The sequence below is a fragment of the Segatella salivae F0493 genome, assembly GCF_000477535.1.
Taxonomy (GTDB): Bacteria; Bacteroidota; Bacteroidia; order Bacteroidales; family Bacteroidaceae; genus Prevotella; species Prevotella salivae.
The window spans coordinates 24,747-38,628 of record NZ_AWGW01000026.1 but is presented as its reverse complement, the minus strand read 5'-3'; the positions used below and the strand labels follow the sequence as shown (position 1 = coordinate 38,628).

Annotated in this window: 17 protein-coding genes; 5 read left to right on the top strand and 12 right to left on the bottom strand. The window is 40.3% G+C overall.

The window, feature by feature from the left end:
• Nucleotides 1-4: 4 nt before the first annotated feature.
• Genes HMPREF9145_RS09055 through HMPREF9145_RS09040 form a run of 4 tightly spaced genes read right to left on the bottom strand, consistent with a single transcriptional unit; the run spans nucleotide 5 to nucleotide 4,483 of the window.
• A complete protein-coding gene (locus HMPREF9145_RS09055; protein ID WP_021826047.1) occupies nucleotides 5-742 on the bottom strand; it encodes a hypothetical protein in 738 nt (245 codons plus the stop codon).
• 18 nt (nucleotides 743-760) lie between these two features.
• Entirely contained in the window at nucleotides 761-1,885 is a 1,125-nt protein-coding gene (locus HMPREF9145_RS09050; RefSeq protein WP_021826026.1) for a PDDEXK-like family protein, read from the bottom strand.
• A gap of 12 nt (nucleotides 1,886-1,897) precedes the next feature.
• Nucleotides 1,898-3,178 (bottom strand): PDDEXK nuclease domain-containing protein, encoded by a 1,281-nt coding sequence (locus HMPREF9145_RS09045; RefSeq protein WP_021826073.1) that lies wholly within the window; start codon nucleotides 3,176-3,178, stop codon nucleotides 1,898-1,900.
• Between the two features lie 12 nt (nucleotides 3,179-3,190).
• Nucleotides 3,191-4,483 carry a site-specific integrase gene (locus HMPREF9145_RS09040; RefSeq protein ID WP_021826099.1) on the bottom strand — a complete coding sequence of 431 codons (1,293 nt, stop codon included), beginning with the start codon at nucleotides 4,481-4,483 and terminating at the stop codon, nucleotides 3,191-3,193.
• Nucleotides 4,484-5,054: 571 nt separating this feature from the next.
• Between HMPREF9145_RS09040 and HMPREF9145_RS09035 the strand changes: the two genes are divergently transcribed.
• From HMPREF9145_RS09035 to HMPREF9145_RS09025, 3 genes are all read left to right on the top strand, one after another.
• The gene (locus tag HMPREF9145_RS09035) at nucleotides 5,055-6,287 is read left to right on the top strand and encodes a site-specific integrase (RefSeq protein WP_021826085.1); all 1,233 of its coding nucleotides are present in this window, start codon (nucleotides 5,055-5,057) and stop codon (nucleotides 6,285-6,287) included.
• Nucleotides 6,288-6,312: 25 nt separating this feature from the next.
• A complete protein-coding gene (locus HMPREF9145_RS09030; RefSeq protein ID WP_021826037.1) occupies nucleotides 6,313-6,780 on the top strand; it encodes a DUF1896 domain-containing protein in 468 nt (155 codons plus the stop codon).
• A gap of 139 nt (nucleotides 6,781-6,919) precedes the next feature.
• Nucleotides 6,920-7,267 carry a hypothetical protein gene (locus HMPREF9145_RS09025; RefSeq protein ID WP_036907219.1) on the top strand — a complete coding sequence of 116 codons (348 nt, stop codon included), beginning with the start codon at nucleotides 6,920-6,922 and terminating at the stop codon, nucleotides 7,265-7,267.
• A 50-nt stretch (nucleotides 7,268-7,317) separates the two neighbouring features.
• Here the strand turns inward: HMPREF9145_RS09025 and HMPREF9145_RS13520 are convergent, their stop codons facing one another.
• Nucleotides 7,318-7,530 (bottom strand): hypothetical protein, encoded by a 213-nt coding sequence (locus HMPREF9145_RS13520; protein ID WP_021826076.1) that lies wholly within the window; start codon nucleotides 7,528-7,530, stop codon nucleotides 7,318-7,320.
• A gap of 118 nt (nucleotides 7,531-7,648) precedes the next feature.
• On the opposite strand from HMPREF9145_RS13520, the gene HMPREF9145_RS09015 reads away from it, so the two are divergent.
• Entirely contained in the window at nucleotides 7,649-8,071 is a 423-nt protein-coding gene (locus HMPREF9145_RS09015; protein WP_052026755.1) for a hypothetical protein, read from the top strand.
• A 15-nt stretch (nucleotides 8,072-8,086) separates the two neighbouring features.
• On the opposite strand, the gene HMPREF9145_RS09010 is transcribed toward HMPREF9145_RS09015, so the two are convergent.
• A complete protein-coding gene (locus HMPREF9145_RS09010) occupies nucleotides 8,087-8,641 on the bottom strand; it encodes a DUF4468 domain-containing protein (RefSeq protein ID WP_018967468.1) in 555 nt (184 codons plus the stop codon).
• A gap of 3 nt (nucleotides 8,642-8,644) precedes the next feature.
• Nucleotides 8,645-9,592, bottom strand: a complete 948-nt coding sequence (locus tag HMPREF9145_RS09005; protein ID WP_021826133.1) for a bacteriophage abortive infection AbiH family protein — start codon at nucleotides 9,590-9,592, stop codon at nucleotides 8,645-8,647.
• 504 nt (nucleotides 9,593-10,096) lie between these two features.
• On the opposite strand from HMPREF9145_RS09005, the gene HMPREF9145_RS09000 reads away from it, so the two are divergent.
• Nucleotides 10,097-10,558 (top strand): HU family DNA-binding protein, encoded by a 462-nt coding sequence (locus HMPREF9145_RS09000; RefSeq protein ID WP_004384181.1) that lies wholly within the window; start codon nucleotides 10,097-10,099, stop codon nucleotides 10,556-10,558.
• 88 nt (nucleotides 10,559-10,646) lie between these two features.
• Here HMPREF9145_RS09000 and HMPREF9145_RS08995 read toward each other — a convergent pair whose 3' ends face one another.
• From HMPREF9145_RS08995 to traN, 5 genes are all read right to left on the bottom strand, one after another.
• The gene (locus tag HMPREF9145_RS08995; protein ID WP_021826028.1) at nucleotides 10,647-11,249 is read right to left on the bottom strand and encodes a type 1 glutamine amidotransferase family protein; all 603 of its coding nucleotides are present in this window, start codon (nucleotides 11,247-11,249) and stop codon (nucleotides 10,647-10,649) included.
• An 88-nt stretch (nucleotides 11,250-11,337) separates the two neighbouring features.
• Nucleotides 11,338-11,844, bottom strand: coding sequence for a glycoside hydrolase family protein (locus HMPREF9145_RS08990; RefSeq protein WP_021826130.1), 507 nt, complete (start codon nucleotides 11,842-11,844; stop codon nucleotides 11,338-11,340).
• Nucleotides 11,845-11,855: 11 nt separating this feature from the next.
• On the bottom strand, nucleotides 11,856-12,314 hold the full coding sequence (locus HMPREF9145_RS08985; protein ID WP_021826041.1) for a DUF3872 domain-containing protein: 459 nt from the start codon (nucleotides 12,312-12,314) through the stop codon (nucleotides 11,856-11,858).
• Nucleotides 12,315-12,326: 12 nt separating this feature from the next.
• Nucleotides 12,327-12,920, bottom strand: a complete 594-nt coding sequence (locus HMPREF9145_RS08980; RefSeq protein ID WP_021826089.1) for a conjugal transfer protein TraO — start codon at nucleotides 12,918-12,920, stop codon at nucleotides 12,327-12,329.
• Nucleotides 12,914-13,864 (bottom strand): conjugative transposon protein TraN, encoded by a 951-nt coding sequence (traN, locus tag HMPREF9145_RS08975; RefSeq protein WP_021826031.1) that lies wholly within the window; start codon nucleotides 13,862-13,864, stop codon nucleotides 12,914-12,916. The genes HMPREF9145_RS08980 and traN overlap by 7 nt, the downstream gene beginning before the upstream one ends.
• Nucleotides 13,865-13,882 lie beyond the last annotated feature (18 nt).

Here is a 13,882-nt window from a genome sequence, read left to right as displayed (position 1 = left end):
GGCGCTATGGGTTATCGGTATACCATACAGGAGCTTTATCAAAACCTACAATATACTCTGTATGATGCTGACCACATTTAGGAGTAATTTGCCATTTGACTTCTACATTCTCTGGAAGTTGTTCAAAGAAAGAAGCCAATACCTTCATATCCTCCCTTAGCATATTTTCTTCTAAGCTTTGCAATTCTAATCCAAGCATTATAGTTCTAATATTATCACTATGTGATATGGGGGATATTGGGTAAATAGCCTGATCTAACGACGGAGCTGTTCCAGAAGTAATATAAGTTGCCAAACGAGCACACGTCCTAAAATCATTAAAGTCCATACTTATGATTCCTTTCGTTTCCATGAAATTATGGAAAAACATCAAAAAGTGAAGAATATTATCTTGCAAAGTATAATAGTGTGAGGTAAAAATATTGTAGAATTTCCACCTGTCCTTGAAAACTTTATACTGCGAAGTAGGGTGTAGGTCTAAAACAAAAATGCTACCAACTAAACTATTATACTGTTTAATAAAAGCATCTATTTCAGACATATATACTTCTGCATTGTCAGTAAAGACAAAAACAGCGAGGCATTCTAAAGGGCGTAAGTCATCTATATTATAAGTAACTATATCCTTATAAGGCTGCTGTAGACTACTCAGAAACTCTGTAGCTTTATCACCAAAACAATGATAAGCAACAAATTGTGGATATGATTCCCCAAAATCCAGAAGTTGATTCAATTCTTCCATTTATTTCTTTTCTAAATTTTAGATTTTGAAACAAGATTCTATTTCACTAATCTTATTCTTTATCCACTTTAACACTTCTTCTTTTCCAATTGCAGGATATTGAGCTATATCATGCCAGTTGTTACCTTCGTTATCGGAAATCCAACTCCAACCATAAGGATAATTTTGGGTTGGTTCATCTGTAAAGCAATCTAATTTAGGTTGCAACGGAATAGTCTTGTCCTCCGAAGCAACCGCAATCCACGCTTCTTTCCAATAGGCTTCGTCTGTTTTAATAACGATAAAAAGATTCCTTTTACTATTCAAACTTTTCCATAAAGCTCCATTGTCATCTTGACGTTCGTTAAAGCCAAGGCCTTTTAGGGGCTTAATTATATAGTCGCTTCTTAATTTATCTCCGATTTGTTTCTGTAACAATAGCAATTCGGAAGTAACATCAATATTGTCATATTTAATGGCTTCTTCAATAATACTTTGTTGATATTTTGTATCCATGTCTTGATGGGTAAGTTGTTTAATAATCGTGATATAATCTTCGACGGTGCTGTGAACAGGCTTTTGGGGTAGGGTCTTCACCAACTTTTCTAACAGCTTTAGTATATTCTGTTCATAGGAAAGTTTGATAAATTCAAAATGTTCTCCTCCCAAGGAATATGGAGAAGGATCACTACCATATAAAGTAAGATAAACTAATTTGAAATTATTTTCCCCAAACGTTTTTACCCCATAGTTATGATATCGAAGCAGTTGATTAGGCTGGTCACCTGCATAGATTTTATTTTCAATGATAACGGCATGTCCCCTATCTTCAAGAATAATATCTATACGTCCACCATTAGTTTCTGTTACTTCTCCTATAAGTCGTTCAACTATCTGCTCTTTACAATGTGTAATATAATCCTCTGGCAATCCCAAAGCTGTAAGGAACGATTTGAGAAATTCATTTTCCAAGCCATGGTTTGCCTTGGGATTGAGTAATGTTGCGAGTAAACGTGAATGCAAGCGTACTTCGTCAGAGCACATATTCAGCGCAGAAAACACATTAAAGCATTTTCCTTCCTCCTCTTCTTTCTTTAGCCTCTCTTGTTCAGCATGATGTAATGGTAATAACTGAGATAGTAATTCTTTGATACTATTGGGCATAATATAAATGTTTTAGTTAGTTTCTTGCTCCACAATCTTGCTTAACTCTTCCTCAACTTCCTCCACCGTAGGCAGAGCTGATTTCAAATTCTCAGGAATAGCCTTTGAGAGTTGGTAATCGCTCACACCTATTGGCTGATCGTAACCCGAGAGTGCATATTGTGCCACAACCTTGTCGCCACCATTGCAGAGAAGCAAGCCGATCGTCTTATTATCGTGTTCGCCCCTCAGGGTATCATCTACTACATTGATGTAAAAGTTGAGTTGTCCCATATATTCGGGCTTGAATGGTGTAGCTTTGAGTTCGATAACTACGTAGGCATGCAGTTGGATGTTATAAAGAATGAGGTCGGCATAAAAATCAGAATCGCCTACTTCAAAATGCTTCTGCTGTGCCACAAACGCAAAGCCACTGCCCATTTCCAAAAGATATTTAGTGATATGAGAAACCAATTGCTTTTCAATGTCTCGTTCTGCCATTTTATCTGTTTGCCCCATCATATCAAAGATATAAGGGTCTTTCATCAGATAGTTGGCAAGGTCGCTTTGCGGTTTGGGTAATCGTACCGAGAAGTTGCTCACTTTCTTTGCGGTAATCTGCCGAGCAAAAAGGTTTGTTTCAATCTGCATTTGCAGAACGTTACTGCTCCAACCATCGGCAACCGCCTGTGTGATATACCAATAACGTTCACCTAAAGGCAGTTTGCTATTAAGTAAAATAACATGGCTTGCCCAGTTGGTGCGAACAATGGCAGATTGCTTGAAGATATCCTCTATCTTACTAATGTCGCTGTGATAGATAGCCGACAGCATTTCAGAAATCTCTCCTAATTGCGCAACAGGCTGTTGCGTAATTATATTTCCTTGAATATCTGTGACTTGTATTTGCGCAAGAGGCTCTTGCGTAAATTGATTGAGTTCGCTTGTTAGTTGTAATACATTATCAACCGAAGGACTATTAAGCTGCTTTTCAACCTTAGCCATTTCTAATAGAATCTCCATAGGATAGGCTTTGGCGAATTGGCACATATAGATAAGGTTACGAGTGGAATAGCCTTTCTTATCAGGGTATTTAGAACGTATCGCCTTGGAAAGATTATCTATGACTTTGCTTCCCCAACCTTCTTTCTTTTGGAGATAGAGAATAAAGTGTCCTACTTTCCAATAGTGGAAAAGCATTTCTGCATTTGCAGAGGCTATCATGCGTACTTGCGTATGCTCAAGGTCAGAACCGATGGCTCGAACAACAAGAGATAAATCTTGTTTCTCTGCTTTTTTTATTTCTTGACTCATATTGTTTCGGTGTTATAATTGATTGAATTTACTCATAGCATTCGCCTTGATGTCGTCTGCAATATCAATGTAGGGTCTCATTGCCTTGTAGTCGCTATGTCCTGTCCACTTCATCACCACCTGCGGAGGAATCCCCAATGCAAGTGCATTACAGATAAACGTTCTACGACCAGCGTGTGTTCCAAGCAAGGCATATTTAGGTGTAACTTCGTCAATACGCTCATTACCTCTATAATAAGTTTGGCGTACAGGTTCGTCAATACCAGCCAATTCTGCCAACTCTTTAAGATAATCGTTCATTTTCTGGTTAGTAATGACAGGTAGCACCTTGCCATCTTCAAATGCCACATCCTTGTATTTTTCAATAATTTCTTTACTATGTTTATTCAATTCTATAATCAGGCTATCAGAAGTCTTAACCGTCGTAACCTCAATGTGGTCGCCTTTAATATCGCTCCTGCGGAGGTTAAACACATCCGAATAGCGCAAGCCCGTGAAACATTGGAAGAGGAATACATCACGCACACGTTCGAGAGCCTGCTTGTTGGAAGGGATTTTGAACTCTCGGAGACGGTTGAGTTCGTCCCAAGTGAGAAAGATGATTTTCTTTTGGGTACTCTTGAGTTTAGGCTTATAACTATCGTAGGCGTTGTTTTGATGTACACCTTTCTTGAAAGCCCAGCGCAAAAACCATTTCAAGAAACTCAGTTGCTTGCCAATGGTTGTATTGCGCATCTCCTTTACATCACGCAGATAACCCACATAGTCATTCAAGCCTCGCTCATCAAAGAACTCAAAGGTAAGTCCTTCACGAAAGTTGGTCAAATGATTTTTCACGGCTGCAAATTTCTCAAACGTGGAGTCCGTCCAATTGTTCTGACGTCCACGATCCTCGACAAAATCATCAAACACCTGAAAGAAATCACAAGGCAACGCTTCTTTCTTTGGCTTAGGTTCTTCGCTCACAGGTTTGTGCAGCGCATTGAATGCCTCCTTTATCTGTTCGGGCGTTGGCATTACGTCCTCTACCTCAAACCTCTTAAAGATTGACTGTATTTCCGTGTAATACTCCAAGAGCGAAGCATTGATTTCAGAAGCCGATTGTTTCAGTTTGTTGCTACAACCATTCTTCACACGCTGCTTATCTGCATCCCACTTGGCTGAATCAATGCGATAGCCAGTGGTGAACTCAATCCGCTTGGACGCAAAATTAACGCGCATACGAATAGGTACGTTCTCTGTGATAAGAACTCCGTTCTTCTTCCTGCTCTCCAACGTGAAGATGATGTTCCGTTTGATATTCATACCTTCGGGTGTATTGTTTTATGCACCCAAATTTACACCCTAAAAATGATATTACCAAAGATTTTCCGTGAAATCTCATTTTATTAACATTTTGCGTAAACTACTATATTACAATAGATTGATACGATTTGATAGTTTGTGATAGTTCGAGAGAAAGAGCCTCTCTCTCCGCTTTAGGTACTCTGAACAGGCCAACAGAGAAATCCTATCAAAAACGTAAGTATCATAGCTACAAGTAGTTATGATACTTTTCTTTTATATCTATTCTTCTTCTCAGAGTACGTACAGAGGGGGTAAATACTCCCTAAATACTCTACAATGGCTACAATCTGGCTACACTTTTTGAGGCAAAATAAAAATTGTAGCCAAGAGTTCGTACAGAGTACGCATAGAGTACACGCAAATTGCTGTTATTCAAATAAATATGTCGAACTTTGCAGCGTGGTTACAGAAGTTTATATCGCTAATAATTCAATCTTTTGGCTACAATTCTATTAGAAGCTGGCTACAATTATTGAATTTTGGCTACAACTTTCCTTTCCATGGCTACAATTAAAAAACAGCAGCGCAAATGAAAACCATTTTCAGAGCAGTCTTCTATTTAAGAAGCAACTATGTGAACAAGGAGGGTAAAACACCCGTGATGTTGAGAATATATCTCAACAACGAACGACTTTCCATTGGCTCAACAGGCATTGCCGTTCAGCAGTCGCAATGGGATAGTGAAAAAGAACGGCTGAAAGGAAGGACTACAGAGGCTCTTTCTACTAATCTCGAGTTGGATAACATCCAAAGCGGATTGCAGACAATCTTCAAAAAGTTGGAAATGACAGATGCCATTTCTTTGGAACGTATCAAGTCGGAGTATCTCGGCAAGAAAGAAGAGGTAGAAACGATGATGACACTCTTCGATAAGCACAACAAAGATATTGCTAAGCAAGTGGGCATATCTGTAAGTGCTGCCACTTTTCAGAAATATAATGTCTGCAAACGACACTTCACAACTTTCTTGCAGGATAAGTACAAACGTTCGGATATTCGCTTATCTGAGCTAACCTATATTATCATACACGACTTTGATATTTATCTTCGCACAGTAGTTGGTCAGAACCCAAATACAGCCACCAAGACAATGAAGACTTTCAAGACAATTACGATTTTAGGAAGAAAAATGGGCGTAATCCATCATGATCCTTTTCTTAATCATCGCTTTCACCTTGAGCCGGTCAATCGTGGTTTCTTGACGGATGAAGAAATTTTGAAGATAGCCAATAAAGATCTGGGCATACAGCGTTTGGAATTGGTTCGTGACTTATTCGTATTCTCGTGCTTCACAGGTTTGGCATACATTGATGTGTCTAACCTTACTCCCGAGAACATTGTTACCCTTGACGACAAACAATGGATAATGACAAAACGACAGAAGACGAGTGTTGCAACAAATGTTCTTTTATTGGATATTCCGAAAAATATTATCGAAAAGTATAGTGGCAAGACCTATCGTGATGGTAAACTCTTCCCAATGCTAACCAATCAGCGGACCAATTCATATCTGAAGGAAATTGCAGATATTTGTGGAATCAAAAAGGACCTAACCTTTCACATGGCTCGCCACACATTTGCAACAATGTCATTGAGTAAAGGTGTTTCTATGGAATCAGTTTCTAAGATGTTGGGACATACCAACATTAAAACTACACAAATTTATGCCCGTATAACCAATAAGAAGATAGAACACGATATGGAACAGTTGGCTGGCAAGTTAGACAAGTTCAAAGTTGCTATGGGCATCAACTCAAAATAATGTACAACCCTAAACCAAGAAGATTATGACAACAACAAAGAAAGAACTTTCTTACTTCCGTTTGAAGTTAGAGAACTACCTCAGTGAGTATTTCCCAGAAATGCTGGCTGACAACCCATTCATAACGGCAAGAGCTGATGAAGCACTTACCTCCTACTGCGATGCTGTGGCACAAGGCTTCTCGCATCCCGAAGCAGAGACAATGGCAAGCGAAGTATTATATCAAGGTTTGCACTTTTCCAAGTACGACACGCTTGTGTCTGTCTTAGAGAATGAGTTTGAGAAAGAACTCCCTTCTCCTCTTCCCGAAAGACTAACACCAATGCTTCTGAAGAATAAGACCGTACAAAGCGTTTTCAACAAGTATGAACTGACGGACGACTTTGGTGCAAGCCCAGATTATGAGAAACTCTACTCCGAACTGACAGGGACAATCGTTCTGATCATCGAAGTCAATGGTCTGCCAACGATAGGCGGTGAGGACATGACTTGATGTAACACCATCGGGAGCTTTTGTAGTGTCAAGAGCCAAGATAAACGCTCCGCTCCACACGTCAAGAGTTTGTGCAAACACTTGTCTTTGTGTAGCCTGCGCATCTTGTAACTGCTCTTGAACTATTAAAAGCTCCGATATGAATACAATCATCATGAATCAAGACGTTCACACACCTGCCTTCATCAAGGCAGACGCATCGAACAAAACCGATAATATCAAGCAGCAGCCGACTTCTCCCAAGCAAGTCCGCCGCTTCTCTTGGACACGCTTCATCGAACTCGCTATCCTGCTTTCCGTCGTTATCGGTGTCATTTTGCTTATCTCGAAGATAGTAACGCCGCAAGTCGTAACTGCCGTCTCTGTCATTGCAGGTTTTCTGATACTACGCTTTATCGTCAGAGTCATTCTAAAAGTGACAATTACGCTGCTGAGCATTCTCTTCTGGCTGGCAATTCTCTGTGCCATCCTGGTATGCGTGCTTTGAGAAGCACGGTTCTGTAATACCTTTCATTTATCGTTCATTAGGTGGTTATCTCACATTTCAAGATAGCCACCTTTTCTATTTTCCACTACGAGCGTTGCACTTTCGCTTCCTTTCCAATGCTCCACAATATGCGATGACAAGGAGACGGATGCTGTTCCCTTTTTATCCGCAAAGGTAGTATGGGGCTTGTGGCTTTCAAAAGGTCCTAAGCCGCTTGGTTTGTCTGGAAAATCTCCACACCTACGGGTTGTATTTTCCGCCAAAATCTTGTGCAAGCCCGCCCCGCTACCTCTATTTTGCTACAAAAAGGACGAGTTGTTGAGGGCTTTGTCCGAAAAATCAGCATACTCCGATCTTTGGACGCATAAAAAAAATGTCGCTATGGATAAGCAAAAAGGAACTCGAAGAAGGCGACCGAAGGGAAAGCCAAATACAACATCTTCGATGAAAGAAAAAGGATATAGCTCCTCCTTTCATTACCGCATTAATGCTGTAGATAGACAAAGTGAGCAAGTATTGGCAATTAAGTTTGTACAATGGGATGTTCCCCCTTTGGAGAGCCTTTGTAATAGCAAAGTATATCTCCTACGAGTGAAACTCAATCGTGGCGAATGTATGAGCCGTGAGGAAAAGAATTGGCTATGCGAAGCGGTAAACTCAAACACCTATTTTCGCACAGCCGTTCCACTGCAAGGCTATCGCTTTGACTTCTTTGACGTACTGAAGAAATATCTTGTCAATCAGTACGGACAATGGACAGAGTTTTACGCACCCGACAGAACAAGCCTAAGAGCCTACCTATAATAGATAGATTAGGAATTACCAATCTACCAGTGTAGTATCTATATTAGTTAGAATCTTATTTATGACTTCATTGACAAAAGAGAATTGTTCAATTGCATCATTTGCAAGTACAGCCTTATTATTTCCGCTTAATATAAAATCTCCCAATGGATGTTCTATACCATCGTTATCTCTTATTTGAATTAAAGTTGGTGCATTTACTTTAATTTTACCATCTTTAAACTCAAATTCAATATTATATTTTATATATTCATCAAAATAGATATATTCCTTAGACCAATTTAAATACGCTGAGCGATGTAAAATATAATTAGTATTAACAGACAATATACTATTGTCTGTTTTATTTATCTGGTCATCTTTTTTTGCAAATATTTTTGTGAAAACTGATGCAGCCTTATTAAATAGCTCTTGTTTGGAATGACCTTTATAGTCAAATACATAAAATGATTTATCAGTATCTTTAGAAGTGTATGTACAATTAGGTGTTATCACAAAATTAACCTTACTTTGTCCATAACTAATCAAAGAGATTAACAAAAAAATAATTAAAGTGTAGATTTTTTTCATATTTTATTGATTTAAATTTATTACAGTATTCTCTAAACAGGAGTTATAACGTAGCAAATTACTCCCAATATGTATCTCCGCCATTAATTTTTCTGCACTTTCCTTATCATTTTCTGAATAATAGTATAAAGTCCAAGTTGCTCTATTATTGATAGATTCCGATATTTTCTTGAAATATGGAAAATCTATTTCATTATATGAGTGTCCTATTACAATAACCTCATCTACATCCGAAAGTTTGTGAAATTGATCCAAATATTCTTTTATGATTTCATCTGTATGCTTTCGCATCTTGTCATAAAAAGCACAGACGGCACTTTCAGCAAATTCCTCATGCCCGTCCTCCGTTGTTACGACATCTCCCATTTCTTCGTCTATAATCAAATGGGCGTTCTCATCTCCATACAAGGCTTTTTTTACATTAAACTTTTCTACATCCTTACCGTGCCCAAATATTAATTCTTCCCCCACTCTTTTATGTATGTGAAAAACATTCTCAGCAGGAATCTCATATATTTTCTCCAGCACTTCAGTATAGTTGAAAGTGAAAAAACGGGCGGTTTTGTCTATTTCGTATTTCTTCGTTATGGTATCAAGTTCCAATGAATTTATCCATTCCTCAAATCCTGAACGAATGCAGTCTAATAGATTATCGCATTCCTCCTCTATGTATATTTGCGCATTATACCAATCAGCATCCCGGAATTCATCTGAAGCGAAATTAGGAGTGTTTTCATATATTATATCTGCAAGAGAATCATAACAGATACCTTCTTCTAATCCTCGTTCAAAATCTGACCATAATTCGGAGTCGCTATCAACATAGTAATATTGCCCCATTTCTTCTAAAACATCTTCTCTGTTACGTTCAAGATATGTGTAGAAATCTGAATATTTGCATGGAATTCCATGACCTATATCAAAGCCATTGCCAATAATGTATAGTTTCATAATTTTGTTTTATTTGTTTGATCTGTATATATTATCTACATTGTTACAGCGGTCTTATAGAACTCTTTTATTAGTATATTACTGAATAGAGCAACTAATAAAGCAAGTATTAAATTCGTTATACTGCCATTCGTTTAATTAATATTACCCACAAAGATAATGCTTTCCTTTCATAAATACAATTTAAATAAAAATTTTAATTAGCCATAATGCTTCTTCCAGAAAGATTTGACGGTTTTTTCAAAAAGGGTCTACCTTTTGGGCGAAAAAGGTAGACCTTTTTCTGATAATAGGTAGACCTTTTTCTGATAATAGGTAGACGGTTTTACTCATTTAGGTTAACCTTTTTGCGAAAAAGGGTTGATAAGTGTCAAAAAAAAGTATGTGCTTTTCTTGGAGATAGTCATGAATTTTCTTACCTTTGTGATATAAATCTACTAACAAGTTGAGGAGGATAAAGCCCCAACCTCCAAAGGCTTAACAATCGGGGCTACACTAATTACTATGGCGAACAGACCTATTGCCTATACGCTAAAGGAGCGTAAAGGAACAGTTGGAAATTTGAAAGGGAAAATCGTTGTGCAGGCACATCCTACAGGACGAAAGAGAGTTGATCATCGTAGTTTCTGTGATGAAGTAGCACACGCCACAACGTTCACAGGTGCAGAAGTTGAGGCTGTTCTCAGACTTGCAGCTGAGATAGCAAAGAAGCACGTTGAGAACGGAGACATTGTAGACTTCGGAGACATCGGGACACTTACACCTTCTTTCCAGAGTAAATTGGTTGAGAAGGGAAAAACGGAGTTCAACCCAAAGGTTCATATTACGAAACCTGTGGTACATCTCACCCCTTCAAAGAAGTATTTTACACTTACTGGCGTGAGCTACGAACGTGTTTCAGCACCTGACAAGAAGTCTGGTGAGGAACATCCCAATCCAGGACCTCAGCCAGAACCGCATCCATAAAATAAGATGTATGTGTGATTGCTAACTATAAAATTGATGCGTGGAGACGATGTACTCCACGCATCAATTTTATTTAGTAGTATGACTACTATTTTACAAATCCATTCTTATAAAAGTCATACCAAGCTGCAATCTTTTCCGAGGTATTGGCTTTCAGAAGTAAGAGCATTTCACGAGTGAACTCCAAGTGACCAGTAATATTTGCTGTAACGATGTTTTTATCACTTACAGCCTGTGCGTTCACATATCCTGTTTCGTTCGTGTATCTTTCACCACCCCATTGTTTAAGTTGGTCGAGACCATTACCCGTATGTTTTACGTTGTTCAAGAAGCCATGAGCACACAGAAACGATGCTCCGTTGCATATCGCTCCTACTATTTTACCCTTATCCAATGCTTCTTGTACCAATGGCGCAACAAGTTCTGCTTCAGGTGAATCCCATCGATTGCCACCGATAAGGACTAAGGCTGCATAGTCTTTGGGCATATTCTCAAAAGAATAATCAGATAACGTTTTGAATCCACCAATGGAACAGACTGCATCTAATGTCGGAGCAACTGTATGCACTCTGTACTTGATTTCACTACCTGGTATTACGCCAACATGAAGGGCTGTAGAGAGAAAAGCACCTTCCCAATCTGTGTACTCATTCAATAAGACGAAGAGTACCTTTTTTGTTTCTTTATTCATTGCTTATCCTATTTAATCGTAATACAAAGTTACAATTTTTCAGCAAAATAGAAACAACATCATAGGAATAATTCTTGGTTTAATATAGTCAGATGATAAAGAACAACGCAAACTCAACCTTTCGGCGTTTGACTAACCCATTCAAAACTTTACCCTTATATCGGCAAAACGAAACATACTCCCAATAGAAGTTTCTATCTCCAGCCTCTATCTTTCGCAGTAGCTTACTCTTTGGGTGCTTACCATATCCAAGCAATCGCCCTACACCCACATTGTAGGCAAGCAAGGTCAGCAGCAGGGCATCCTTACCATACCCTTTGAAGTGTTCAAAGCATTTCCAAAGGTCGGCACGGAGCAGGGAGTCTGCCTGCCGTTCCGTCATATCCGCTGTGAAACGCTCTCCTGGTTGCAGCTGATGCCCATATCCAACATACGGATAATTCTTCCAGCCGTGCATACCCTCAAAGTATTTCACTACGACAACTGCACGCTCAAAAGGTGGCAAGTCTGCCAGCCGCACCCTGAGCTGGGCAAGGGTCGGCTGACAGAACAGGCAGAATACACAAAGTAAAATGAAAGCATTTATCGTTCGCATCAATTATGGTCTTAGTGGCGAGAAGATGCAGGCTTATCCTTGCCCTCTTCCCGCTCGTTGTTAAAACTAAAGGTCAGCTGCTGAACCCTGCCGAAATTATCCTCCACATATACATCAATCGTCTGACGGTCGGCTGAGAGCGAGGTGTAGTACAGGCGGAACACATCCTTTGTGAGTGGATAGCGGTCGTTAGGCTTGAACACCGTGCCGTTATCATTTCTTAGCAAGCCCTTGCCGTCAGACTGGAAATAACGTATCGTATAGCGAGTGTCAGCAAAGTCGCCCCCTCGTTTGAGCGTGCAGCGTATCTCTGCCGTCTGCCCCCTTACGATGTCCTTCTGAACCGGCATTGTCTCCACCGTAAACGGATAAGACTGCTGAACATCCAAATTCCTATCACAAGCAGATAGGCAAAACACGGCAAGGGTCAGCACGCCCATTACCCAAATTGTATTCAATATCTTCTTCATCTTTTCTTCTACTTAAAAGTTAAACCTTAGTCCTGCTGAAACAGCCGGACGGAAACAATACACGTCCGTTCCAAAGAGGAAACGTCCCTGCGCTTTGACAAGAAAGAGAACCCTGTCCGTCAGGAACACTTCCACCGAGTCATGTACGGCACCGCCATAGACAAAGCGGGAGCGGTCGAGCAGTGTCGCCCCATCGGGCAGCAGCTTCTTGTCCTCATTCAGTTGCTCATAGCCACCCAAGGCGGATATACCGCCATAGAGAAACACGTTTTTACCTCTGTCGGAGAGAACAGGGTGCATATAGCCCACCTGCAAGAGTGCATCCTTGAGTTTTACGTTATAACTTCTGTACGGCATATTCTGCTGTTCATACTCTGCCATAACAAAGGTATAATTCTCACGCCCCAAATATCGGGTGAGTGATGCTCCCATGCCGAAATTGTCAGCAGCAAGGAACTTTTCACCCTTGATAAGCGGAACACAGCCCAAGACCTCTATTCCCCTTTGCTTGGGTATCAGTCGCTGTGCCTGCGATGGCAGACTGAAAGTCATAGCCACCGCAACGCAAACCGATAAAATGATTTTCTTCTTCATAATGTCTACCATTTCAGTTTGAGGTTATCAATCTTCTTTGCTATCTGCAGGTCTTCTGCCGTCACATGGAAGGTCAGCGTACGACCGCCATTTCTCTCATAGAGCGTCACTTCAAGCTGCTTGTCTTCTGCAAGAGAAAACTGCTCGAGCGCAAACACAGCATGTTCACAGCTCATGCCACGCACCTGCATCACCTGATGATAGGCACGAAGTGGCTGCAATATTTGCTCCTGTATGGCGGTGCGCTTTGCCATCTTCTTATCAACCACCTTGAATGTGATAAAATCCACCGAGTACGGCATATTTGTGGCGTTTTCCATTCGAGTGTGGAAATACAGCAAGCCGTTATGGGCGTACAAGCCACGAAGCAGGAACTTCATGCCGAACTGCTGTGCACCGATGTGCTTAATGCTGCGTCTGTCATTCTGGTAGATGGTCTGCATCATCAGCTTTACTAATACGGGCGACTCGTTGCCAAGTTCCTTAAAGTAAATGTCAGAGCGATTGCTTGGCAGGCGTCCGTCCGTTGGTGACAAGAAGTCTTTCATCTCAATGCTGAGCTTCTCCGGCTCATCGGCATACTTTATATTAAAAGCGTAAAATGAGCCGTCCTCACAGATGACACTCATATTGGTTTCCGTTTCAAAGTCCTTCACCGAAGCCTTTACACGTAGCACGTTCTCTGCATCCTCCGCCTTACCTGCAATGATGTTCTGCGAACCTAAGTCTACATAGCGGATAGCAGAAGGGAAGATAAGATGCACGGTCTTGTCAAAGGTAACGTCAAGACCATACGGCAGTACGACACGCCCTGTTGGAATAGCACGACTCATACCTTGAAAGAGCTCTCCCGAAGTAAGCGGACGGCTTGGTGTCAGACCATCATTGTTTTCCTGTGCTGTGGCTGTTGCTCCCACCATGGCAAGCATAGCCATTGATAAAATAATTTTCTTCATTGTTCCTTTTTTATTTGA